This is a genomic window from Longimicrobium sp., assembly GCF_048594345.1.
In the GTDB taxonomy this organism is placed as follows: domain Bacteria; phylum Gemmatimonadota; class Gemmatimonadetes; order Longimicrobiales; family Longimicrobiaceae; genus Longimicrobium.
Genome location: NZ_JBMDXM010000116.1, coordinates 26,085 through 46,538, shown reverse-complemented (window position 1 = coordinate 46,538; position 20,454 = coordinate 26,085). Strand labels below are relative to the sequence as shown.

Sequence of the window (20,454 nt, the reverse complement as noted above, 5' to 3'; positions counted from 1 at the left end):
CTCGCGGGGGTGTAAGACTCGACTTACGAGTCCACTCGAGAGCCGCCCGTCCTTGCGCGCGCAAGGACGGGCGTCTTTATGCACGTGAACCTTGCTCCGCTATTTAGAGGAAATTATCATTGCCCTTAAGAGACTTAGCGTAAGCGATATTTAACGTTAGAGTGATGAGCCGACAGGATCCAACTCTTCCATTGGCGGTGCGGCGGGTGCTCCGCAAACTCGGTGCGGACATGCGCGATGCCCGTCGACGGAGACGAATCCCCGTGGCGGTACTCGCCGAGCGGGCACTGATCTCCCGTCCTACCCTCACCAAGGTAGAGAGGGGCGATCCAAGCGTATCGCTGGGGATCTACGCGACTGTTCTGTTTGTGCTGGGGTTCGCCAGCCGCCTTGGCGACCTGGCTGCCGTGGAGGCCGATGCGGTCGGTCTTGCGCTCGAGGAGGAGCATCTTCCGCAGCGAGTGAGACTGCCACGCGCACGCGGAAAGAACTCGACGTGAGCGCGCCTGCCGCGTACGTGCATGTGGACCTCGATGGCGTCCCACACCGGGTTGGGCGTCTGTGGGTGCGTGCGTCGAAGGGGCGCGAGACCGCGACGTTCGAGTACGATCCGGAGTGGCTGGCGGCGCCGAGCCGGTATTCTCTGCAGCCCGCCACCATGCCCGTAGGTCCCGGACCGTTCCATACCGCGGCAGGGCAATCGCTGTTCGGTCCCATGGGTGACTCGGCGCCGGACCGGTGGGGGCGAACGCTCCTCGCGCGTGCGGAGCGCATGCGCGCATTGGAAGAGGGCCGGCAGCGGCGCACGTTGCGGGAGATCGATTTCCTGCTGGGCGTAAGTGATTTTGGGCGGGTAGGCGCGCTGCGCTTCACGGCGGAACCGGACGGTCCCTTTCTGGCCGAGGGCGGGCGGCACGGCGTTCCACCGCTGGTGGAGTTGCCGCGCCTGCTCTCCGCAACCGATCACGTGCTGGACGATTCCGAAACGGCTGCCGACCTGCGTCTTCTGCTGGCCCCGGGATCGTCGCTCGGTGGCGCACGGCCCAAGGCGTCGGTACTGGATCGCGACGGAACACTACTTATCGCAAAGTTCCCGGCCAGGAGCGATGCGCACGACGTAGTGCGCTGGGAGGCGGTTGCTCTTGGCCTGGCATCCCGCGCCGGGATTGAAGTTCCGGAGTGGCGTCTGGAGGTGGTGCTGGATCGCACCGTGCTTCTGGTGCGCCGGTTCGATCGGCAGGGAGAGGTCCGCGTTCCCTTCCTTTCGGCGATGAGCATGCTCTCGGCGTCGGATCGCGAGACGCGCAGCTATCTGGAAATCGCCGAGGCGCTGCAGCAGCATGGAGCGCGTACCCGGACCGATCTGTGTCATCTCTGGCGCCGCATCATCTTCACGGTGCTGATCTCGAACACGGATGATCACCTGCGGAACCACGGCTTCCTTTACCTTGGTGAGCAGGGCTGGGCGCTCTCCCCCGCGTACGACCTGAACCCTGTGCCGGGGCATGTGAATGACCGACTGCTCTCTACCGCGATCGGCATGGATGACGATCGGTCCGCATCGCTCGACCTAGCCCTTGAAGTAGCCCCGGACTTTGGTCTCAAGGCAGCGGAGGCGCGACAGATCGTGCACGAGGTCGCGGACGTCGTTGCTGGCTGGCGGAAGGCTGCGGAGCATCTTGGTTTGCCCGCCACCGAAATCGATGGAATGGAGTCCGCCTTCCAGCACCGCGATCTGGAGCAGGCGCAGACTTTCTGAACGATTCGTGACGCTCACGCACTCACGCACTCACGCACTTTGTCCTTCACCACCCTTTCCGCCCCGGCCGAAGCGCAGATCCGCGAAAAGGCGTCCGTCTTCCTGGCGTACGCGGCGCCCGTGACGTCGGAGGCGGAGGCGCGCGCGGTGCTGGCAGAGCGCGAGCGGCTGCACTGGGACGCGACCCACAACTGCTCGGCGTGGGTCATCCGCGGCGGCGTGCGGCGCGCCAACGACGCGGGGGAGCCGTCCGGGAGCGCCGGTGCGCCGATCCTGGCGGCCATCGAGGGGGCGGGGATCACGGACTGCATCGTCATCGTCACCCGCTGGTACGGGGGAACCAAGCTGGGCGTGGGCGGCCTGGTGCGGGCGTACGGCGACGCGGCGGCGCGGGCGCTGGAGGCGGCGCCGCGGCGCACCGGCGTGGAGGCGGCGCGGATCTCCATCCAGTATCCCTACGCCCACACGGCCGCGGTGATGCGGGCCATGGAGCGGGCCGGGGCGGAGGAGATGGAGCACGGGTATGCGCCGTCGGGCGACGCGGGGATCGTGGAATTCAGCGTGCCGGCGGGGATGGTGGACGCGCTGGCGGACGAGCTGCGGGAAGGGACGGCGGGAGCGGTGGCGCCGGAGCGGACCGGCGATCGCGTACTCTATCGGAACGCGGATTCCTGATCGGCGTATTCCTACGCAGCCACGCCGCGGGCCCCCGTCCGCGTGCCGACCACCAATCCCCCCGGCCGTTCTCCCGCGGCCGGTCCGCACCGCCGGAAGTCCTGAAGGAGACACACGGATGGATGGAGCCGTGCTCGCCGATCCCATCATGGAAACGCTGAGAAAACGCCACCCGGCGTACAGCGAGACCGCGTACCTCTTCATCCTTGCCGCACTGCACTTTACCATCGAACGCGTGGGCGAGTCGCGCCACATCACCGGCCCCGAGCTGGCCGAGGGGTGCCGCGACCTGGCGATCGAGCGATTTGGGCTGATGGCTCGCTCCGTCCTGGAGTACTGGGGGATCCGCAGCACCCGCGACCTGGGGCAGATCGTATTCGCGCTGGTGGAGTGCGGGGTGCTGGTCAAGCAGGACGGCGACTGCATGAACGACTTTGAAGGCGTGTTCTGCTTTGAGCAGGTGTTCGAGGCCAACTACCCCTGGTGCAGCGCCCGCCAGCCCAGCTGACCCAACCCCCCGGCCGGCCCGATCTTTCCCGCGATCCCGTTGACTTTGCGCCGTTGTGGCGCGTACTTGGAACAGGCCTTGCGGCGATTTTCCATCGTCCGCGTGTTGGGGGGTGCGTGCGCGCCCGGTGAAGGAAACTTCAGGGTGGGGAGGGAGTCATGCCGGACGAGCGTGAGTTTCCGCAGTGCAAGAAGTGCAACGAGGGCATTCTGGTTCCGCTCTCGGACTACGGCCGCGAGGGGGCGCCCATCACCTACAAGGCGTGGGTGTGCACCAACCCCGACTGCGGCTTCAACATCCGCATCGACAACGGCGAGATCAGCTTTGGCCGCACCATCGGCCAGAGCTTCAAGTGACCGCCGGTTCCCCGGGATGAATGCCCACGGCGCCCCGCGCGCCGTGGGCATTCGATCATCCGCCTTCCGTCCATCCCCATGACCTCGTCCGATCCCGCCTTCTTTGCCCCCGCGCGCGTGCCCGTGCTCACCGCGGCCGAGATGCGCGCGTGGGACGAGCAGGCGATCAACGCGTATGGCGTCCCCGAGCGGGTGCTGATGGAGTCAGCCGGGCGCGCGGTGGCGGCGACCGTGCAGCGGCTGTATCCCAGCGGGCGCGTGGTCGCGGTCACGGGGAGCGGCAACAACGGCGGGGACGCGGTGATCGCCGCGCGCACGCTGTGGATGTGGGGGCGCGACGTGGACGTGGTGCACGTGGGCAAGAGCCCCATCGACGCAACGCTGCTGCACGGGTGGGAGCTGTACACGGCGCAGGCGTCGACGGCGCTCTCCGGCGCGGCGGTGATCCTGGACGGACTGCTGGGCACCGGCGCGTCCGGCGCACCCACCGGCGCCTACGCGGACGCCATCGCCGCCATGAACGCCTCCGGCTGCCCGATCGTGGCGCTGGACGGGCCTTCCGGCGTGGAGCTGACGACCGGGGCGATGCCGGGGGATGCGGTCCGGGCGGACGTGACGGTCACCTTCGGCGCGCCCAAGCGGGGGCTGCTGCTCTTTCCCGGACGTGGGCGGGCGGGGCGGATCGTCGCGGTGGAGATCGGATTCCCGCGGCTGGCGGAGGACGGCGCGTCCGCGCGGCTGATCACGCCGGCGTGGGCGCACGCCGTCCTGCCCCCCGTCCCGCCGAACGCGCACAAGGGGACGATGGGAAAGGTCTCCATCGTCGCCGGGCGGCGGGGGATGGCGGGCGCGGCGGTGCTGGCGGGGCTGGGCGCGCTGCGGGCGGGCGCCGGGATGGCGGCGCTGGTGTCGCCCGCCGCCAACCGCGAGATCCTGCAGACGTCGCTCCCCGAGGCGCTCTTCATCGATCGCGACGTCCTGGAAGCGGACTTTCTCGCCGGGTCCAAGGCCGCCGTCGCCGGGCCGGGAATGGGGACGGACGCCGAGGCGCTGGAGGTGCTGCGCGTCATCGCGAAGGAGAGTGACATCCCGCTGGTGCTGGATGCGGACGCGGTCACGCTTCTCGCGGCCCATCCAGATCTCCGCGACGCAATCGGCGACCGCGCGCTGGTGCTGACGCCGCACCCCGGCGAGATGAGCCGGCTGCTGAGGATTCCGATCGACCAGGTCACCGCCGATCCGTTCGCCGCGGCGACAAAGGCGGCGGAGGACTTCGCCTGCACCGTGCTGCTGAAGGGCACGCCCTCCCTGGTGGCCACGCGCGGGCGGGAGACGCTGGTGAGCGTGGCCGGCCACTCCGGCCTGGCCACCGGCGGGAACGGCGACGTGCTTTCCGGCGTGATCGGCGCCTTTCTGGCGCGCGGTATGGAGCCGTGGGACGCCACCGGCGCGGCGCTCTGGTTCGCGGGACGCGCGGCGGAGCTGGCGGGGCGGGGGAGGGGCCTGCTTCCTACCGACGTGGCGGACGCGCTCCCGGCCGCGCTGCTGGAGGAGCCGGCGCGGGAGAGTGCGCTGGGGCTGCCCGGCATCGTCCTGGACCTGCCGCCGGCGCGGTGATCTACGTTCGGTTCGTGGGGCCCCGGGAACTTGCCGGCATTCCGGTATTTTCCGCGGCCTCATAGGGGTGCGGAGCGGGCTCGCGTGTCCGTTCTTCTGGATGCCCGGCGCGGCCCTCTCCCAGGCCGCTTGGCCGTAAAGGCGTCCGCTCCGCTGGCCAGGAGGCTGTATGCGTAAGCTGAAGCTGCAGGTGGAGGAACTGGTGGTCGACTCGTTCGAAGCGGTCGACAGCAGGCGAACGGCAGGTGGAACGGTTGGCGGGTATGAAAGCCTCGCTCCCACGGACGATCCGGGGTGCGAGACCATCCCCTCCAACGCGTACCAATGCTCCAGGTACTGCAGTGGGCCCAGCCAGTGGCAGACCTGCGACGGTCCCACCTGCAACTCGCCGGACTGTATCGATACGATGTGATCCGGTTCGCGAACTGCATGTCTGGACGGTGAGGGGCGGCTCTGCGACGACTGTCGCGGAGCCGTTCTCCCATCCATCCAGTTTTCCTGGGTCTCAACCGGCACGCGCCCCACATCTGCCGCACGCTCCGGGCTTCGGCCAGCGCGCTGGCATCGTCCATCTGCCCGCCACGGAGCAGCCTTGGAGAAACCCGGTCCCAGGCCACGATCCCGTGCTCCACACCTGCCTGCCCACGTTCCCCTCTGACCAGGAGCGGTCATGTTCGCCAACGTCAACGCAGCGACTCCCCCCGCGGTGGGCAATGGAGCCGCCGATGATTACGCCGCGTTCGTCAATGCGGACGGTGCCGGCGGGACGATCTACGTACCACGCGGGGCGTACAGGATCGGCACCTCCCTGACCCTGGCTTCGGACATCCGGTTCGAGCAGGGCGCGGTGCTTAAGCCGGACGCTGGCGTGGTGGTGACGTTGAACGGTGCGCTGGATGTACGGCTTCAGCGCTTCATCGACAGTTCCGCGGTCGGCAGCGCGGTGCTCATCAACAAGTCCGCGGAGCTTTTTCCCGAGTGGTGGGGCGCGGCGGGCAATGGAACATCGGATGACTGTCCCGCCCTGCAGGCCGCCATGACGGAGGCAGCCCGCACAGGGGGCGTGATGCTGCTGGGTCCCCGCACGTACTACATCGGCGCCAGCCTGGAGATCTGGCCCATCGAGTATGCCGGCAGCAACACCTCCATGAACTTCGAGATCCGGGGCACCTGGATGCACACGGCCAACACCGGCAGGCCTCCCAGGGGAACGGTCATCCTCGCCGGATCGAACGGGAACACCTGGACCGCGCTCAAGACGCACCCGCTCGCCAGCGGACAGACCACGTCGGACTACTGGTACAACTTCGTCACCCTCTCCAACCTGTACCTCAAGGGTCTGATGGGGCCGGGGTACTCGCCGCTCTCGGACGTGGGGCTGGATCTGAACGGCCTCTTCGTCGCGCGGCTGCAGAACATTCACGTGGAGGGGTTCAGCACCGGAATCCGCTACCTGGACGGAAGCGAGATCTTCAACACGGGGATCACCTTCGTGCAGAACTGCGTTACCGGCGTGGAGATCAAGCGCACCCCCACCGTTCCGCCCAGCGAAGTGGAGTGGGACATGCAGATCTGGTTCGAGAACCTGGTGACCCTCAACAACCGGGTGAACCTGGTTCTCGACAATCCCCGCTCCGTCTGGATCAACGGAGGCGAGAACATCCACAAGCAGGGAATCGTGGCCGCCGAGCGGCGCATCGTGATCAGGAACTGCGCGAACAGCCAGATCCACTTTCGCCGTTACACCCTGGAGCACCATGCGTACGTGGCCGATGAGACCAGCAGCTATCAGATCCCGGTGCACGTGGACGACAAAGGACTCTCCGTCCTTACTTTCGACGAGCTGAACTACGAGACCAGCCCTACGTCCGAGCTCATCCAGTGCGACGGGTACTTCGACGCCATCTCCATCCGGAACTCGGCCTTTCCGCGGGCCACACTCGTCGCCGCCACGCACCAGAAGCCGATCGTCACCCTTGCCGCGCCCGCGACGAACGCCTTTACCCGCGCCTGCCGGGTGGAGATGTCGGCGAACAGCCCGGCGGTGGTGAACGGCTGGGTGAAAAACGGGCGGACGAATCGCGATCCCCTGGCCGACGTGGTTCCGTACGGCTTTGGGCAGTACCACGGCCGGCCTCAGATGGATCAGGGCAACGACAACCGCAACACGGTTGGCGGAACCGGCACCTACGGCTGGACCACGTCCAACGTGCTGGTGGGGAACGCCCGCCTGTACTGGGACGCGAGCACCACGGGAACGGTGGCCTTGCTTTTTCCGCGCCCGCTGAAAGGGGTGCAGGTGGTCTACGTGTCGCTGGTGGTAGACGACGACAACGGCGCCACCGTCCCGGAGGTGAACACCATCCACACGGCCGGCGGCACCCTAAGCCGCTTTTCGGGCGATCCGTTCCTTACCGCGACCTGCCCGCTGGAGACGTACGGCGTCGGCTCGGGAACCTTCCAGAAGTACATGGTCTCCGTCATGCTCAAGGAACAGAGCACGATGGCGTCCGGGATGACGGCGCTGGTGCTGAGCAACATCCATGGCGGCGGGACCGGGACCGGGCTGGAGTGCGTGAGCGTGTACATGGACGCTCAACTGTGCGGAGAAGCGACGGTACCGCCCAGGATGATGTCCGCCAACGCGGCGCCGACGGCGCTGAACGGCTATCATTCGGTGGGAGACATGGTGCTCACGCCGGCACCCGCCACGCTGCAGTGCGTGGGGTGGGTCTGTACCGCCGCGGGAGTTCCGCCGGCCGCCACCTTTTCCAAGTTTGGCGCTCTCGTCCCGTAGGATCGGCTCTGGTCGTCCGTAAATCGTTGACACACCGCCGCGCCGAACCTACGTTCCGCGGCGTCACCGCACGATTTTTCCACGCGATCCACAAACAACCGACTACATGGCGATCATCCAGGAGATCCGGGCTCGCGAGATTCTCGATTCGCGCGGCAACCCCACCGTGGAAGCCGACGTGCTGCTTTCCAGCGGCGCCGTGGGCCGCGCGGCGGTGCCCAGCGGCGCATCCACCGGCGAGCACGAGGCCGCGGAGCTGCGCGACGGCGAGAAGAAGCGCTACCTGGGCAAGGGCGTTCGCAAGGCCGTGGAGAACGTGGAGGTCGAGATCGCCGGCGAGCTGATCGGCTACGACCCGTACGACCAGGGCGCGGTGGACCGGGCGATGATCGAGATCGACGGCACGCCCAACAAGGCGCGGCTGGGGGCCAACGCCATCCTGGCCGTGTCGCTGGCCACCGCCCGCGCCGCGGCCGAGGACGCCGGCTTGCCGCTGTACCGCTACCTGGGCGGCGCCATGGCCAACGTGCTGCCGGTGCCCATGATGAACATCCTGAACGGCGGCGCGCACGCCAGCAACAACGTGGACTTTCAGGAGTTCATGGTGATGCCGGTGGGCGCGGAGACGTTCAGCGAGGGGCTGCGGATGGGCACCGAGGTGTTCCACTCGCTCAAGAAGGTGCTCAGCAAGGCCGGCAAGAACACGGCGGTGGGCGACGAGGGCGGCTTTGCGCCCGACCTCAAGGACAACGAAGAGGCGCTTGCGGTGATCCTGCAGGCCATCGAGCAGGCCGGCTACCGCGCGGGCGAGGACCTGGTGCTGGCGCTGGACGTGGCCTCGTCGGAGATGTGGAAGGACAAGGGCTACGTATTTTACAAGAGCACGCAGGAAAAGAAGACCCCCGCCGAGATGGTGCAGTTCTACGCCGAGTGGTCGAAGAAGTACCCGATCCGCTCCATCGAGGACGGGATGGCGGAGAACGACTGGGACGGCTGGAAGCAGCTCACGCAGGAGATCGGCGGCACGGTGCAGCTGGTGGGCGACGACCTGTTCGTCACCAACACCGAGCGGCTGTCGCGCGGCATCGCCGAGGGGATCGGCAACGCCATCCTCATCAAGGTCAACCAGATCGGCACGCTCACCGAGACGCTGGAGGCCATCGACATGGCGCGCCGCGCGGGCTTCAACGCGGTGATGTCGCACCGGTCGGGCGAAACGGAGGACACCTTCATCGCCGACCTGGCCGTAGCCACCGGGGTGGGGCAGATCAAGACCGGCAGCGCCAGCCGCACGGACCGCGTGGCCAAGTACAACCAGCTCCTGCGCATCGAGGAGCACCTGGGCGACGGCGCCCGCTACCCCGGGCGGTCGCTGTGGCGCTAAAGCCCGGCATCGGGCGCCGCCTGCTGGCGGGCGGAGTGCTGGCGTTTGCCGGCTACATGGTCCTGTGGGGCGGGGAGTACTCCGCCTTTCACCTGCTGCGCCTGAAGAAGGAGCGCCGCGAGGCCGACGCGCGCCTGGCCGATACGCGCGCGCAGGTGGACTCGCTCAAGACGCTGGCCGGCAAGCTGGAGCGCGACGATGCCGAGGTAGAGCGCATCGCCCGCGAGCGCTTCGGGATGATCCGCGACGGCGAGCTGCTGTACCGCTTTGTACCCGTGGATTCCGGCGGGGCGGTGCAGGAGTAGGGTCCGCGGATTGATCCCCATGCCCGGCATGGCGAAGCCCCGCGTGGGTTGGCGGGGCTTTCCGCTTTCGTTGCGGCGGCGCGGCGGTTTCAGCCGCTTCGGTCGTTGGCGCGGAATGCCCGGCCAAGGGTTGACGGTATGGCTCAGTCATGGTAAATTGATGGCTCAACGTCGCGGGGTGGAGCAGCCTGGTAGCTCGTCGGGCTCATAACCCGAAGGTCGCGGGTTCGAATCCCGCCCCCGCTATGTCCCGGGCCGGCTCGCAAGGGCCGGCCCGGTTTCATCGGAGGTCGGCAGGGTAGCTCAGCTGGTTAGAGCGTACGACTCATAATCGTAAGGTCGGGGGTTCGAGCCCCCCCCCTGCTACTGGAAAGAGACAAGGCCACGCAACGGGTTCGTTGCGTGGCCTTTGTTCGCTTTATGCGCGCAGCGCCCAAGACAGTCATATCATAATCACAACGACCGGGCGCCAAGCCCTGGACCGTAACGAATCCCGCGCGCGTGGAGTTTTACTTGACTGCGCCCGATGCGGTCGTCAAGGCGAGCCCATCGCGTTATCCCAGTCGCTGCACTTTCAGAAGCAGGAGTTCCGCGCGCTGAGGGTGTATCGGTCCGCGTGCCGGAGAGCCGCAAGGTGGACCAGGGATTCATCGTCGAGAGCCGCCAACTGACCTGCTACGGCGTGCCGCAACTGCGCCTGAGCCCGCGTCCATGCGCGCCAGGGGTTGCGCGCCCCGTCTTTATGAATCAATATTGAGAAGTCAGTCTCGGTAATGGATGCGTAACGACCTACTCCGCCCGAACGCGTGCTCACAATCCGCCGTCCCCTTTCCGCGCTTTTCGCGCTTCTCTACCTGCTGCTGGCGGCAGGTGGGGAGGCGCTGCAGCACGGCGGGAGCCATCCGGCGAATGTATCCGCGGAGGCGCACCTTCACGCACCCGGCGACAGCAACGACGACTGTCCGCCTCCCCCACACGACGAGAACCACTGCCCGGCATGCAAGCTGACCGGGCTTCGCTTCATCGCCACCGGGTCCAGCCACGCCGAGTTCGCCAGCGTCTGGATCACCACCCGGACGACGGTCGCCAGCGACGAAGTCGCGCCGGCGCTCCGTTCGCACGCCCCACCCAGCTCTCGAGCCCCACCTCTCGGCTGACAGCTCCGTCCCGGAGCTGAATCTGGCACACTGCCGCGCGCCCTCTGGTCCCGCGGCGGGATCTGATCGCGTGCGCGCACTCCGCGCGGCGCTGTAGCCGAACAGCCGTACATCCAAATGAACCGTTCGACACCGGTGCCGCGGCCGGCGGTCCTTCCGTCTCCGGAAGCGCCGTCGCGGTCCCGTCACATCGCCTCACCGTTGGTCCGCGCCGGCGGATTCACTGGGTCGGATATCCAGTCCCGGTTGCTGCCGGAAGAGAAGCTGGAGCTCGTCCGCTCCAAGTGCAGGCATACACCGTCGCGATGGTGGGCGACGGTGTGAACGACGCTCCCGCGCTCGCCTGCACCCACGTGGGCATGGCGATGGGCACGCGGGCCAGCGCGCTCGCCGCGGAATCCGCCGGCGCCGTGCCGCTGCGCGACGACTGGCGCCTGCTTCCGGCGGCGGTGCGCCTGGCGCGTCGTGCCGTCCGGATCATCCACCTCAACCTCGCCCGCGTGCTCCTCTACAACGCGGTGGGTGTCACGCTGGCCGCCGCCGAACCGGCGCTGCACGGGGCGCCTCGCGGACGGATTCGCCGTCCGGCGACGAGGATGCCCGCGGCGCTACGCACAACCTGAATCAACCTGAAGGACATACATCTCATGCGCAGTCTTCTGCTCGCCGCCGCTCTGTCGATCATCGTGCTACCCGCCTCCGCGAGGGCGCAGGCGAGCCTGCAACGCGCGCCGATCGGCGTCTCCGCCGGGCGGCCCGCGGAAGCCGGCGCGCTGCACGGCACCGTGGCCGACGCCTCCACCGGGCAACCCGTGGCGGGGGCAACGGTGCGCATCCGCGAGGTGGGGCGCCGCGAGGTGTCGCACCAGGACGGCTCGTTCCATTTCGACGGGCTGCCGGCTGGAAGCTACACGGTGGCCGCCGAGCGCATCGGCTACGCGCCGGGCGAGTTGGCCGTCCGCGTGGTGGACGGCCAGACGGCGAACGCGACGCTCTCCCTCTCGCCCTCCGCGCTGCAGCTCTCCGCCGTCGTGGCGACGGGGACGGGGCGCGAGCGGGGCGGGGACGAGACGTATCGCCCGACGACGGTGGTGGGCGGGGCGGAGCTGCGGCGCCAGCTGGGCGCCACGGTGACGGCCACGGTGGCGGGGGAGCCGGGGATCGCCATGCGCTACAACGGCCCCGCGGCGAGCCAGCCGATCATCCGCGGGCTGGGCGGGGACCGCGTGCTGGTGCTGGAGGACGGCCAGCGCACGGGCGACATCGCCGGGAGCGCGGCGGACCACGGGGTGATGGTGGAGCCGCTGACGGCGGAGCGCATCGAGGTGGTGCGCGGCCCGGCCGGCCTGCTCTACGGCAGCAACGCGCTGGGCGGGGTGATCAACGTCATCCGCGAAGAGGTGCCCCGCACGCGCCCCGACCGCCTCTCCGGCGCCGTGAGCCTGCAGGGCGAGTCCGCCAGCCAGGGCTTCGCGGGCGGCGCGTCACTGCTGGGCGGGATTGGCGGATGGGCGCTGCGGGGTGAGGCCAGTGGCCGCCGCGCGGGAGACACGCGCACGCCGCTCGGCGACCTGCCGTCGACGGACCTGGGCGGATACAGCCTGGGCGCGGGGGCCAGCCGGGTAGGCTCGGACGGCTTCGCGGGGCTGGCGGTGCGCGACTACGCGATGGCATACGGCGTCCCCGGCACCTTCCAGGGGCAGGACATCCCCGGCGCGCACGAGGGCGGGGTGGACCTGGACGTCCGCCGCACGGCGCTGCGCGGCCAGGCGGCGTACCTGCACCGGGTGGGGCCGTTCGGCTCGGTGGAAGCCGACCTGAACCTGGTCCGCTTTCGCCACCACGAGATGGAGCGGGGGACGGACGGCAGCGAGTTCGTGGGCACCTCGTTCCTGCAGTACACGGGGACGATGAACCTGGTCGGCCGCCACCGGCACGAGGGCACCTTTCGCAACGAGGGCGCGATCGGCCTCTGGGGCTTCGGCAAGGACCTGGACGTGGGCGGATTGGCGACGGGGAGCCGCTCCGCACGGCAGTGGTCGCTGGCCGGCTTCATCTACGAGGAGCTTTCGCGCGGGCGCTGGGGGCTGGAGCTGGGCGCCCGCTACGACTGGACGCGCGTGGTGCCGGAGGATGATCGCCCCGTGGCCGGGATCGCGGTGGAGACGCGGGACTTCGGCGCGTTCAGCGGAAGCGCGGCGGCGGTCTACCGGCTGGGCGGGGGATGGCAGGCGGGGGCGCGGGTGGCGCGCTCGTTCCGCACGCCCAGCATCGAGGAACTGTTCTCCCGCGGGCCGCACCTGGCCGCCTACTCGTACGAGATCGGCAACCCGCAGATCGAGCCGGAGACGGGGCTGGGAGCGGACCTCTTCGTCCGCGTCTCCCGGCCGGGGCTGGACGCCGAGCTGACGGCGTACCGCAACAGAATCGACGCATTCATCTACTACGCGCCGACGGGGGAGCTGGACCCGCGCTTTGGCCGCTACCCCGTCTACCAGGCCCGCGGCGACGACGCGCGCTTCACCGGCGCAGAGGGGCGCATCCAGATCGAGCCGTTGCGCGCGTGGGTGGTGGAGGCCACGGGGAGCTACGTGCGCGGCGACCTGCGCGGCGAGGACGGAACCGACCCGCTCCCCGCCATCCCGCCCGCGCGCGGCGCCCTGCGCATTCGCCGCGACGTGCCTCGCTGGTTCGCCGAGCTGGGGGTGGAGAGCGGCGCGCGGCAGGACCGCGTCTACCCGGGGGTGTCGGCGGACGGCACTCCGCTGGAGACGCCGACCGCCGGCTACGCGCTGCTGAACGCATCCGCCGGCCTGCGCTGGGACGCGCGGGGCGCACTGCACACCATCACCCTCTCCGCCGACAACCTGACGGACCAGGTGTGGCGCGACCACCTGTCGCGCATCCGCGAGGTGGCCCCGCAGCCGGGGCTGAACCTGAGGCTGCTGTACCGCGTCGACTTCTAGACGCGCCGCTGGCCGGCCGTGGCCGCGGCGCGCGGCCGGCCTGATCCACCCGACCTCCACCGCGGAGGCGGAGAAACCTGAAGTGCAAGGAGACGGACGATGTTCGCTGGGACCAGGAATCTGATGAGCCGCGCCGCGCTGGTGCTCGCCGCGACGGCAATGCTGGGTGCGTGCGAGAGCGATGGCACCGGCCCGGACGATCACCACGAGCCCGCCGGGATGGTGATCGTGGGCGCAAACAACGCCACGCTCGTCACCATCAACGCCGCCCGCCAGGTGACGGGAAGCCTGACGGTGCGCGCGGGGCAGGGAGCGCACGTGGAGGTCTTCTTTGTGGACGAGGACGGCGACCGCTTTCAGCCGGACGGCGACGAGCACACGCTGGAGTGGACGGTAGCCAACGAGGCGATCGCCGAGATCCACTCGCACGACGACCACATGGATCTCGAGGGCGTGGCGGTGGGGGCCACGACCGTGGAGTTCAGGCTGATGCACGGCAACCACCCCGACTACACCGCGCCGGGCATCCCCATCACGGTCACGCCGTAACGCAGCGCGATCGTGCGGCGTTCGTAACGCAAGCGGCCCCGGCGACGTTCTCGCCGGGGCCGCTCTTCTGTCGTGCGGACGGTCAGGCCGCCAGGCGCCGCACCACCTCCTTCGCGCCGCGGCGGTAGACGGTGAGGCAGACCAGCTCTCCGCTGGGGTCCAGCACCTCCCACCAGCGCGAGTTCTTCCGCTTGCGGATGGTGTAGCCGGCGGGTTCCGCGGCGCGGGTGGCGCCCTGCTGTGCGTTGGCCATCGTGCACCTCCTGGCTGGCTTGACCCCCAGCGCCCGGCAGGGCTAGCTTTGGCGAGCGGGCGGCCTTCGGGTCGATTCGCGTGTGAGGCTGGCCGGCACTTCTTCGCGGGAGATTCGGCCAGCCTTGCTTTTTGCCCTGCGGTTAATAATATAGTTAACCGCAGCGTTGCTGTCAAGAGTAAAATTAACCAGAGGCAGAAGATCGTGGATTATAAGCGAGCCACGGATCGGCTGTTCGAGCGGATTACCGCGGAGGATCTGGCCGCGGAACTCGGCGTGTCGCAGAACACCATCGCCCGGGCCCGGCTGGATCCTGCAACGCGCGGGTACCGGCCGCCGCCGGCTGGGTGGGAGCGCGGAGCGGCGCGTCTGGCAGGCGAGCAAGCCGCGCGGCTGCTGCAACTACAGAAAGAGTTAGAGCGTCTCGCGGGGGAGTGAACGTTTTCCTACACGTCTCGAATCATAACGGAAGATTGCAACCTTCGGCAGATGTGTGAGCCGTCAAGTTTGCGGACGCGCTGGAGCATTCGCCCCCGTAACTGAAGATTAACTAGCCTGTTGGCCCCCCCTCTCACGGTCGCGGGAGAGATAACCTGCTGAGGTACGTGGTGTGCGCCAGGTCGCCGAGTTGTTCCTATCAATTCCGGAGATCAACCCAAAAATGGAGTAGGCCGAATGGTGTCACGCCAAACGTGCGTTCCATTGTATGCGCGAGGTGCGAGACTCCACGCAGGTTCCAGCCCTGAACCGGGGGGGGAACGCTCGGGATCGCTTCCTGCACAGTGGTCGCATTAACCTCTGCGGCGATTTGGGGGAAATCCATCGATTGAATATAACCAACCATCACGGCCTCTACATCATCGCAGGCGTATCCATGCTCTTCACGGACGAACCGCATGATACCGTTGCGCACATAGTTTTCATTGAGGGGCCAGCCGTGCCGTGTTGGCGCACCCAGCCGTTTGCATTCGATTACGATCGTCCGGACACTGCGTTTTGGATCCGGGGATTGGTGGTCGATAAACGTCCATTGAAAATCCGGTCTCTTACCTTCCCGGGCGGTCCGGACAAAATCATTTGCGCTCGGCAGGTTACGGCCCTCGTACACAGGAGCGCAGTCGAACGCGCCCAAAGGCCAGTGCGTCGCCTCGCGATTGGCTTGGAGCAAGCAGAAATAGAGCTTGCGATTAAGATCATCCTCCTGCTCATTTGCATCTCTTGGCTCGAGCAGTTCAAGTGCGCGGACCAAAATAGCAGACGTCTTCTGGACTTGGCGGCGCCATAGGCGGGCACCATTCAGCTTGGGTTGCGGCATCTATAAGAGCTCGGCAGTCTGCGGCAGTTGCATGGCTTGGACGAGCGTGGCGTGAGCATCCTCGCGGGCAGCACTCGCATTCCAGAGTCGCCGCTCGTTTCGTTTTAAAATCGTGATGGACGTCTCGGTCACAACTCTGACGATCTGATCTATGTAGACATGCTCAGAAAGCGGATGCCGAAGCGCCGCCGCGCATCGCTCAAGCGCCTTAACCCACAGCATTTCGGAATCGTGACCAAGGTCTCTCTCCTCAATCGCCTCGCCCTGTGCTTGCGTTTCGAACATTACTGCGAGAACCGAACGGTTTCTCGGAGCGATCACCTGCCACCGGAACTCACCTTCCGGTTCAATCTCTGGATTCCACAGCTCCAAAAACGCGCGGAGATAGCTTGTGATGTTCGGCGTCAGGGCTTCGGTTCTGTCAAGATCCGCTAGCGTTCCCTGAGCAAACGGCATGAGCCCGGCTAGCGGATCAAGTGCCGCCGATTCAGGGCCCCGATTAAGCAGATCAAACGCATGATTGAAAAAGTCCGTAATGAGACCTCGATCCAGACCCGAGAGATCAAAAAGGTCGAACACAGCTTGGTCTAACTGCGCCTGAAGCGACGCAAGAAGAGGATCACCTTCATCTCCGTCGCCTTCATCTTCCAGCAAGGACATCCCTCGCGGGACCCAAGAACGGATCGCGTCAACCGCAGCAATCACGCGATCTGCGGAAGCAATTCGCGAGTCCGGTTCCGTTGTTACGGTGCTTGGTAGGCGGATCGGTGTTCCGAGGATATCCTCGGCCGTGACCTTGTCGTACCATCCACCCCAACTACCAGAGGTCATAAAAAGGCGATACCGACCAAGCGACGACCACAAGGTCCCTAACACAAGTTTAGCCGCACGCTCATTCAATGAATGCAGAGGAACGCAATACATTGTATGGCGGAACGAAAATGGGGCAGTCTCAAGGCGTACACAGGGGCCGAAGGACGCTTTGATCCCAGTGGTCAAGAGTAGTCTCTGACCCTCGTACAAACGAATATCAGGTTGCCGCTTAACGGCTAGCGGAGGCCCTTCAAACCAACTTTTCCGCAGAGGCCCATGCCAAGTGACTCGCTCGCTGATCAGCTCGGGTAAATCCTTCAGTGTACCTCTCGGAACATTCTTCCCATCTTCGCGAGGTGGCTCACTACTGCGCTGAAAACCATAAGCTGGTTCAGGGTCTGCCGAATGCAATACCGCTCGCAGCGGCGTCTCCATCTTGAGTCGAGCAATCAGCGCAGCGTCCAAGTGGCTGCCCCACCAGTACGTCTTCCAGAGTGTATCATCACTGTAAAGATCGTCTTGATGGACGATTCGACGATCAGATCGCGTGAATACGACTGATCGAAGCTGCTGTGCGGCGCGAGTGAGTCGCGCACTCCAGTAAACAACAAAGGCACCAGCCTCACCCTCTGCACGTGGCTCAAAGCGCACGAAAATAAACGGGGCGATCGCGTGGTCGAAGAACACACGTCGTGCGTGAGTAAAGTTGACTACTTCTCGCACATGCGCATGCTCAAGCCAGTATCGTCGAAATGCCACACTCGTCTCGCGCTGGTTCCAGATCACCTTTGCGCTGACAAGCAAGCCGGCAGTACCATTCGACTTTAGGAACGAGAGTGCTCGATGAATAAACAATTGTGAGTAGCTGCGGTCTCCAATTGGGAATGCAAACGCCTGCGCCCACATGACCGCATGCTCATTAGCAATCGCGATGGTGTCGGAACCCTCCTTGGAATTATTTCCTGCTTCTAGCCAGGGGGGATTTCCCACGACTACGTCGAACTCCCCACATTCAAGAGGAAGAGGGGCACCGGAGGATCCTACCAATCGCTCTGAGATTACGCGACCAGAGAAACGCTTCCTTGCCAACAATTTCGCTTGGAGCACGTCCCGTTCACTAGGCGTGAGCGCGAAGGCGTTTGATGCGAATAGAATCGCGTAATGCTGTTCATCTCGGATTCCGCTGTACACCAAATGCGGAAGCGGTGCACTTTTGAGAATCTCGGGAGGCTCTTGGTAATTGAGGAGCGCAAGATAGAGACTGAACGCCGCGACTCGGGCGGCTTCTGGATTGAGCTCAATCCCGGCAATCTGAGCGCGCAGAATCGCACGTAGATCGTCAGGGGCAAGGGCGCCTCTCCGCTGGGTCTCATAGCGGACAATACGTCGGAACGCCTCGACAAGGAAGATTCCTGATCCGCAAGCCGGATCCAGCACGCGCGGACAACTCGCCAGCCGTTCAGGAGTCAGCACCCGAGATAACACATCATCGACTAAGGTGCTGGGGGTATAATGGGTGTTATCATCCGCATCGTCAGTGGTACGATAAAACTCCTCGTAGATACTGCTGATTAGTGAGATCGGAATAATGCCGAAGTCGTAAGCCCAGAAGAAAAGGGATGGTTGCTGAGTATCAATATCCCCTAAAAGAAAACGACGGAGATGTTCGAGATCATCAGCGGTGATGCCCTCCCGTTCGCTGTCATCTCTGGGGAACATATCCCCGTTGAAATCTCGTGCGAGTTGATCAAATAGGGCGTAGGTAAATTCATGACTACGCAGGACCCGGTCGTAGAGACGCATCCGCAGAGTGGGCGCGACCTCCGGCCGTTCGGGAGCTTGCGAGAGTAAATCCATCCAATCTGGATTTTGTTGCGCTATTTTCTCAAAGTAGGCAGGGGTGAGGACTTGGCGGTCCTCAAGATAACGGATGAAGATTGACCGACCAATCAGCGCATGCGCGTGCTCCAGACGCACGTTCCTCGCGAGCAGCGAACGGCGGATAATCCTTAGATCCTGTACTAGGCGCCGGTCAGCCCGAGTAACAGAATCACCGAAGCGGGAATCTCCGAATAGACGGCCAGACTCGACTTCCTCCCGAGAGAAATCTCGCAACGCTTCGGCAACATCCGCTACTCGCTGCACAATCTGAATGGGTTCGACAACCCGCGTCTCAACTGGCCAACGGACCGGAGGTTCGGTCAGGGCGTACACACGAAGTTCGCCCGGCAGCGCCAAAAAGAGGCACTGGGGTCCTGACATACACCATGCCTGCCGATAGACCTCCCGGATCCGCATCTCGGTAACCGGCTCCGACACTTCCCTAAACACCAGCACCGGCTCGGTGCCAACAAAGAAAACTTTGTCGGCCCCCATTCGGTGGGCCAAGGTTAGCCAGTCTCCAATCTCGACCCAACGAGATTTTGCCTCAGGACCACTACCAGGGTGGGCCGCAGCATCTAGCAGCACACCGTCTTCGTAGCCGAGAGTGCGATATGCCGAATCCAGAAACTCACGCGCTGGCTCAGCCATGCGAGAGACGATGTCCGGGTGTAGCGCCTGTCGAAAGCACGCGTCGTGCGGAGTGAAGTCGGATTTTGGGTTTTCTGCGCATAGGCGATAATGGCACCTTGGCAAACCAAACATAAACCGAATTTTCCCTAAATGCTAGGGTGTAAAGAAAGGCCAGACTCCAAGCAGGCCGATTTCGGGAAGACTTCCTCGAAGAAGCAATTCGGTCGGTGGAGAGTGAGCTCCCCCCTTGCGGGCCCACGCTCCGTATCCTATACTGATTTGTCGTTATCAACAACTGCATCCGAACCTCGGCTACCGTGAACCGCACCGCCCGCGCGCTCGTGTCGTTGTACGCGCTCCTCTGCCTGATGGCGGGGGTGTGCGTGCCGGCGCTGCACGCGGCCGACGTGGGCTCAGCCGGGTGGGCCACGGCGGATGCGGCGCAGCAGGACGGGCGCGACGACGCGCCGGCTCCGCAGCCGCACGACCATGAGCAGTGCGTCATCTGCCACGGCGGCCACGGCAGCCTCGCGCTGCCGGAGGTCCCGGCGCTCGAGTTCCGCACCCGGCTGATCGAAGTTCTCGACGCGCCGCGCACGTCCCCCGTGCGCGTGCCCGAGCCGTCCGTCTCGCTCCCGCCTTCGCGCGCACCCCCGCGCGCCTGATCTCTCCAGACACATCATCGGTCCATCCCGCCGCAGCCGTGTGATTTAGCGCGGTGCGTGGGGATGGGTGTGCCGCCCGCCGCGCCCGCGCGGAAGACGGCGCGCGCCCCAACACGTCTCATCCTCCGGAGATCCATGCCCGTACGCCCCGTCGCGTCGGTGCCGTTCGCCGTGCCCGCGTGCACCCGGCGCGACTTTCTGCGCCTGGCGCTCGCCGGCGGAACGGCGGCGCTGCTGCCCTTTGCGGCCGCCTGCAACGACGACCCGTTCGACCCCGCCGCGCAGGCCGTCATCGACCTGCGCACGGAAGACGGGATGCTGAACGGCGCCTACGCCCTGCTGCAGCTCAAGGGCGAGCTGTTCCACCGCGTCTACACCACGCCGTTCGTGGGGATGACCCGCGCCGAGCGCGACGTGTTCCTGGACGTGCGCGACCACACGGCGGCCCACATCCGCATCCTCTCCGACCGGCTGGGGACGCGGCGCATCTACGACCTGCTCCTATTCGACTTCTCCGCCATGGACCTGTCCGGGCGGAATGCCGCGCTGGGCCGCGCCCACGCGCTCTGCGAGGAGGTGTCCGCCGCGCACACGTGGATGCTGCCGCGCCTGACGGACGGCGGCACGCGGCAGGTGCTGGCCAAGGGCGCCTCCGTGCACGCCCGCCACGCCGCCGTCCTGGGTACGCTGGCGCAGGGGCCGGAGGGCTTCGCGGCCGGGATCGACGGCGCGACGGGGCTGGCGGCGCAGCGGCCGCTGGGCGACGCGCTGGAGGCGGCGCGCCCCCTCTTTCTCACCACGCTGGACGTGCGGAGCTGACC

Annotated in this window: 20 protein-coding genes and 2 tRNA genes; 19 read left to right on the top strand and 3 right to left on the bottom strand. The window is 66.1% G+C overall.

Annotated features, from left to right (window positions below; translation table 11 throughout):
• Nucleotides 1-164 precede the first annotated feature (164 nt).
• The 16 genes from ACOJUJ_RS12735 to ACOJUJ_RS12660 all read left to right on the top strand — a co-directional run bounded on the left by ACOJUJ_RS12735 (nt 165) and on the right by ACOJUJ_RS12660 (nt 14,073).
• Nucleotides 165-500 (top strand): helix-turn-helix domain-containing protein, encoded by a 336-nt coding sequence (locus ACOJUJ_RS12735; protein ID WP_420127257.1) that lies wholly within the window; start codon nt 165-167, stop codon nt 498-500.
• Entirely contained in the window at nt 497-1,759 is a 1,263-nt protein-coding gene (locus ACOJUJ_RS12730) for a type II toxin-antitoxin system HipA family toxin (RefSeq protein ID WP_420127256.1), read from the top strand. The genes ACOJUJ_RS12735 and ACOJUJ_RS12730 overlap by 4 nt, the downstream gene beginning before the upstream one ends.
• A 39-nt stretch (nt 1,760-1,798) precedes the next feature.
• The gene (locus ACOJUJ_RS12725) at nt 1,799-2,434 is read left to right on the top strand and encodes an IMPACT family protein (protein ID WP_420127255.1); all 636 of its coding nucleotides are present in this window, start codon (nt 1,799-1,801) and stop codon (nt 2,432-2,434) included.
• Between the two features lie 118 nt (nt 2,435-2,552).
• Complete coding sequence (locus tag ACOJUJ_RS12720; RefSeq protein WP_420127254.1) at nt 2,553-2,942, top strand: Minf_1886 family protein; 390 nt, start codon at nt 2,553-2,555, stop codon at nt 2,940-2,942.
• 158 nt (nt 2,943-3,100) lie between these two features.
• Nucleotides 3,101-3,298: a hypothetical protein gene (locus tag ACOJUJ_RS12715; protein ID WP_420127253.1), complete on the top strand. Its 198-nt coding sequence runs from the start codon at nt 3,101-3,103 to the stop codon at nt 3,296-3,298.
• A gap of 78 nt (nt 3,299-3,376) precedes the next feature.
• Nucleotides 3,377-4,915 carry an NAD(P)H-hydrate dehydratase gene (locus ACOJUJ_RS12710; RefSeq protein WP_420127252.1) on the top strand — a complete coding sequence of 513 codons (1,539 nt, stop codon included), beginning with the start codon at nt 3,377-3,379 and terminating at the stop codon, nt 4,913-4,915.
• 169 nt (nt 4,916-5,084) lie between these two features.
• Nucleotides 5,085-5,327 carry a hypothetical protein gene (locus ACOJUJ_RS12705; protein ID WP_420127251.1) on the top strand — a complete coding sequence of 81 codons (243 nt, stop codon included), beginning with the start codon at nt 5,085-5,087 and terminating at the stop codon, nt 5,325-5,327.
• Nucleotides 5,328-5,585: 258 nt separating this feature from the next.
• Nucleotides 5,586-7,712, top strand: coding sequence for a hypothetical protein (locus ACOJUJ_RS12700; RefSeq protein ID WP_420127250.1), 2,127 nt, complete (start codon nt 5,586-5,588; stop codon nt 7,710-7,712).
• A 106-nt stretch (nt 7,713-7,818) separates the two neighbouring features.
• Entirely contained in the window at nt 7,819-9,096 is a 1,278-nt protein-coding gene (gene eno / locus ACOJUJ_RS12695; protein WP_420127249.1) for a phosphopyruvate hydratase, read from the top strand.
• A complete protein-coding gene (locus ACOJUJ_RS12690) occupies nt 9,087-9,401 on the top strand; it encodes an FtsB family cell division protein (protein ID WP_420127248.1) in 315 nt (104 codons plus the stop codon). The genes eno and ACOJUJ_RS12690 overlap by 10 nt, the downstream gene beginning before the upstream one ends.
• 172 nt (nt 9,402-9,573) lie before the next feature.
• Nucleotides 9,574-9,647: transfer RNA gene (locus tag ACOJUJ_RS12685), tRNA-Met, on the top strand.
• Between the two features lie 46 nt (nt 9,648-9,693).
• Nucleotides 9,694-9,767 (top strand) — tRNA-Met (locus tag ACOJUJ_RS12680).
• Nucleotides 9,768-10,207: 440 nt separating this feature from the next.
• The gene (locus tag ACOJUJ_RS12675) at nt 10,208-10,558 is read left to right on the top strand and encodes a hypothetical protein (protein WP_420127247.1); all 351 of its coding nucleotides are present in this window, start codon (nt 10,208-10,210) and stop codon (nt 10,556-10,558) included.
• Between the two features lie 284 nt (nt 10,559-10,842).
• Nucleotides 10,843-11,181 (top strand): hypothetical protein, encoded by a 339-nt coding sequence (locus ACOJUJ_RS12670; RefSeq protein WP_420127246.1) that lies wholly within the window; start codon nt 10,843-10,845, stop codon nt 11,179-11,181.
• 24 nt (nt 11,182-11,205) lie between these two features.
• Nucleotides 11,206-13,524: a TonB-dependent receptor gene (locus ACOJUJ_RS12665; RefSeq protein WP_420127245.1), complete on the top strand. Its 2,319-nt coding sequence runs from the start codon at nt 11,206-11,208 to the stop codon at nt 13,522-13,524.
• A gap of 123 nt (nt 13,525-13,647) precedes the next feature.
• Nucleotides 13,648-14,073, top strand: a complete 426-nt coding sequence (locus ACOJUJ_RS12660) for a hypothetical protein (protein ID WP_420127244.1) — start codon at nt 13,648-13,650, stop codon at nt 14,071-14,073.
• Between the two features lie 82 nt (nt 14,074-14,155).
• Here ACOJUJ_RS12660 and ACOJUJ_RS12655 read toward each other — a convergent pair whose 3' ends face one another.
• Nucleotides 14,156-14,326: a hypothetical protein gene (locus ACOJUJ_RS12655; protein ID WP_420127243.1), complete on the bottom strand. Its 171-nt coding sequence runs from the start codon at nt 14,324-14,326 to the stop codon at nt 14,156-14,158.
• A 204-nt stretch (nt 14,327-14,530) separates the two neighbouring features.
• Here ACOJUJ_RS12655 and ACOJUJ_RS12650 point away from each other — a divergent pair, with 204 nt between their 5' ends.
• Nucleotides 14,531-14,764: a hypothetical protein gene (locus ACOJUJ_RS12650; protein WP_420127242.1), complete on the top strand. Its 234-nt coding sequence runs from the start codon at nt 14,531-14,533 to the stop codon at nt 14,762-14,764.
• A 199-nt stretch (nt 14,765-14,963) separates the two neighbouring features.
• On the opposite strand, the gene ACOJUJ_RS12645 is transcribed toward ACOJUJ_RS12650, so the two are convergent.
• Both ACOJUJ_RS12645 and ACOJUJ_RS12640 read right to left on the bottom strand, forming a co-directional pair.
• On the bottom strand, nt 14,964-15,641 hold the full coding sequence (locus ACOJUJ_RS12645; protein ID WP_420127241.1) for a hypothetical protein: 678 nt from the start codon (nt 15,639-15,641) through the stop codon (nt 14,964-14,966).
• Nucleotides 15,642-18,986: an Eco57I restriction-modification methylase domain-containing protein gene (locus ACOJUJ_RS12640; RefSeq protein ID WP_420127240.1), complete on the bottom strand. Its 3,345-nt coding sequence runs from the start codon at nt 18,984-18,986 to the stop codon at nt 15,642-15,644. It lies immediately after the preceding gene.
• A gap of 299 nt (nt 18,987-19,285) precedes the next feature.
• Here ACOJUJ_RS12640 and ACOJUJ_RS12635 point away from each other — a divergent pair, with 299 nt between their 5' ends.
• A complete protein-coding gene (locus ACOJUJ_RS12635; protein WP_420127239.1) occupies nt 19,286-19,633 on the top strand; it encodes a DUF2946 family protein in 348 nt (115 codons plus the stop codon).
• Nucleotides 19,634-19,768: 135 nt separating this feature from the next.
• Nucleotides 19,769-20,452 (top strand): ferritin-like domain-containing protein, encoded by a 684-nt coding sequence (locus ACOJUJ_RS12630; RefSeq protein WP_420127238.1) that lies wholly within the window; start codon nt 19,769-19,771, stop codon nt 20,450-20,452.
• The last annotated feature ends 2 nt before the right edge of the window (nt 20,453-20,454 follow it).

What these genes read in the sequence shown, in the direction of transcription:
- ACOJUJ_RS12735 (WP_420127257.1), top strand. Translation starts at nt 165, where the DNA reads ATGAGCCGACAGGATCCAACTCTTCCATTGGCGGTGCGGCGGGTGCTC.
- ACOJUJ_RS12720 (WP_420127254.1), top strand. Translation starts at nt 2,553, where the DNA reads ATGGATGGAGCCGTGCTCGCCGATCCCATCATGGAAACGCTGAGAAAA.
- ACOJUJ_RS12715 (WP_420127253.1), top strand. Translation starts at nt 3,101, where the DNA reads ATGCCGGACGAGCGTGAGTTTCCGCAGTGCAAGAAGTGCAACGAGGGC.
- ACOJUJ_RS12710 (WP_420127252.1), top strand. Translation starts at nt 3,377, where the DNA reads ATGACCTCGTCCGATCCCGCCTTCTTTGCCCCCGCGCGCGTGCCCGTG.
- ACOJUJ_RS12705 (WP_420127251.1), top strand. Translation starts at nt 5,085, where the DNA reads ATGCGTAAGCTGAAGCTGCAGGTGGAGGAACTGGTGGTCGACTCGTTC.
- ACOJUJ_RS12700 (WP_420127250.1), top strand. Translation starts at nt 5,586, where the DNA reads ATGTTCGCCAACGTCAACGCAGCGACTCCCCCCGCGGTGGGCAATGGA.
- eno (WP_420127249.1), top strand. Translation starts at nt 7,819, where the DNA reads ATGGCGATCATCCAGGAGATCCGGGCTCGCGAGATTCTCGATTCGCGC.
- ACOJUJ_RS12665 (WP_420127245.1), top strand. Translation starts at nt 11,206, where the DNA reads ATGCGCAGTCTTCTGCTCGCCGCCGCTCTGTCGATCATCGTGCTACCC.
- ACOJUJ_RS12660 (WP_420127244.1), top strand. Translation starts at nt 13,648, where the DNA reads ATGAGCCGCGCCGCGCTGGTGCTCGCCGCGACGGCAATGCTGGGTGCG.
- ACOJUJ_RS12655 (WP_420127243.1), bottom strand. Translation starts at nt 14,326, where the DNA reads ATGGCCAACGCACAGCAGGGCGCCACCCGCGCCGCGGAACCCGCCGGC.
- ACOJUJ_RS12645 (WP_420127241.1), bottom strand. Translation starts at nt 15,641, where the DNA reads ATGCCGCAACCCAAGCTGAATGGTGCCCGCCTATGGCGCCGCCAAGTC.
- ACOJUJ_RS12640 (WP_420127240.1), bottom strand. Translation starts at nt 18,986, where the DNA reads ATGGCTGAGCCAGCGCGTGAGTTTCTGGATTCGGCATATCGCACTCTC.
- ACOJUJ_RS12630 (WP_420127238.1), top strand. Translation starts at nt 19,769, where the DNA reads ATGCCCGTACGCCCCGTCGCGTCGGTGCCGTTCGCCGTGCCCGCGTGC.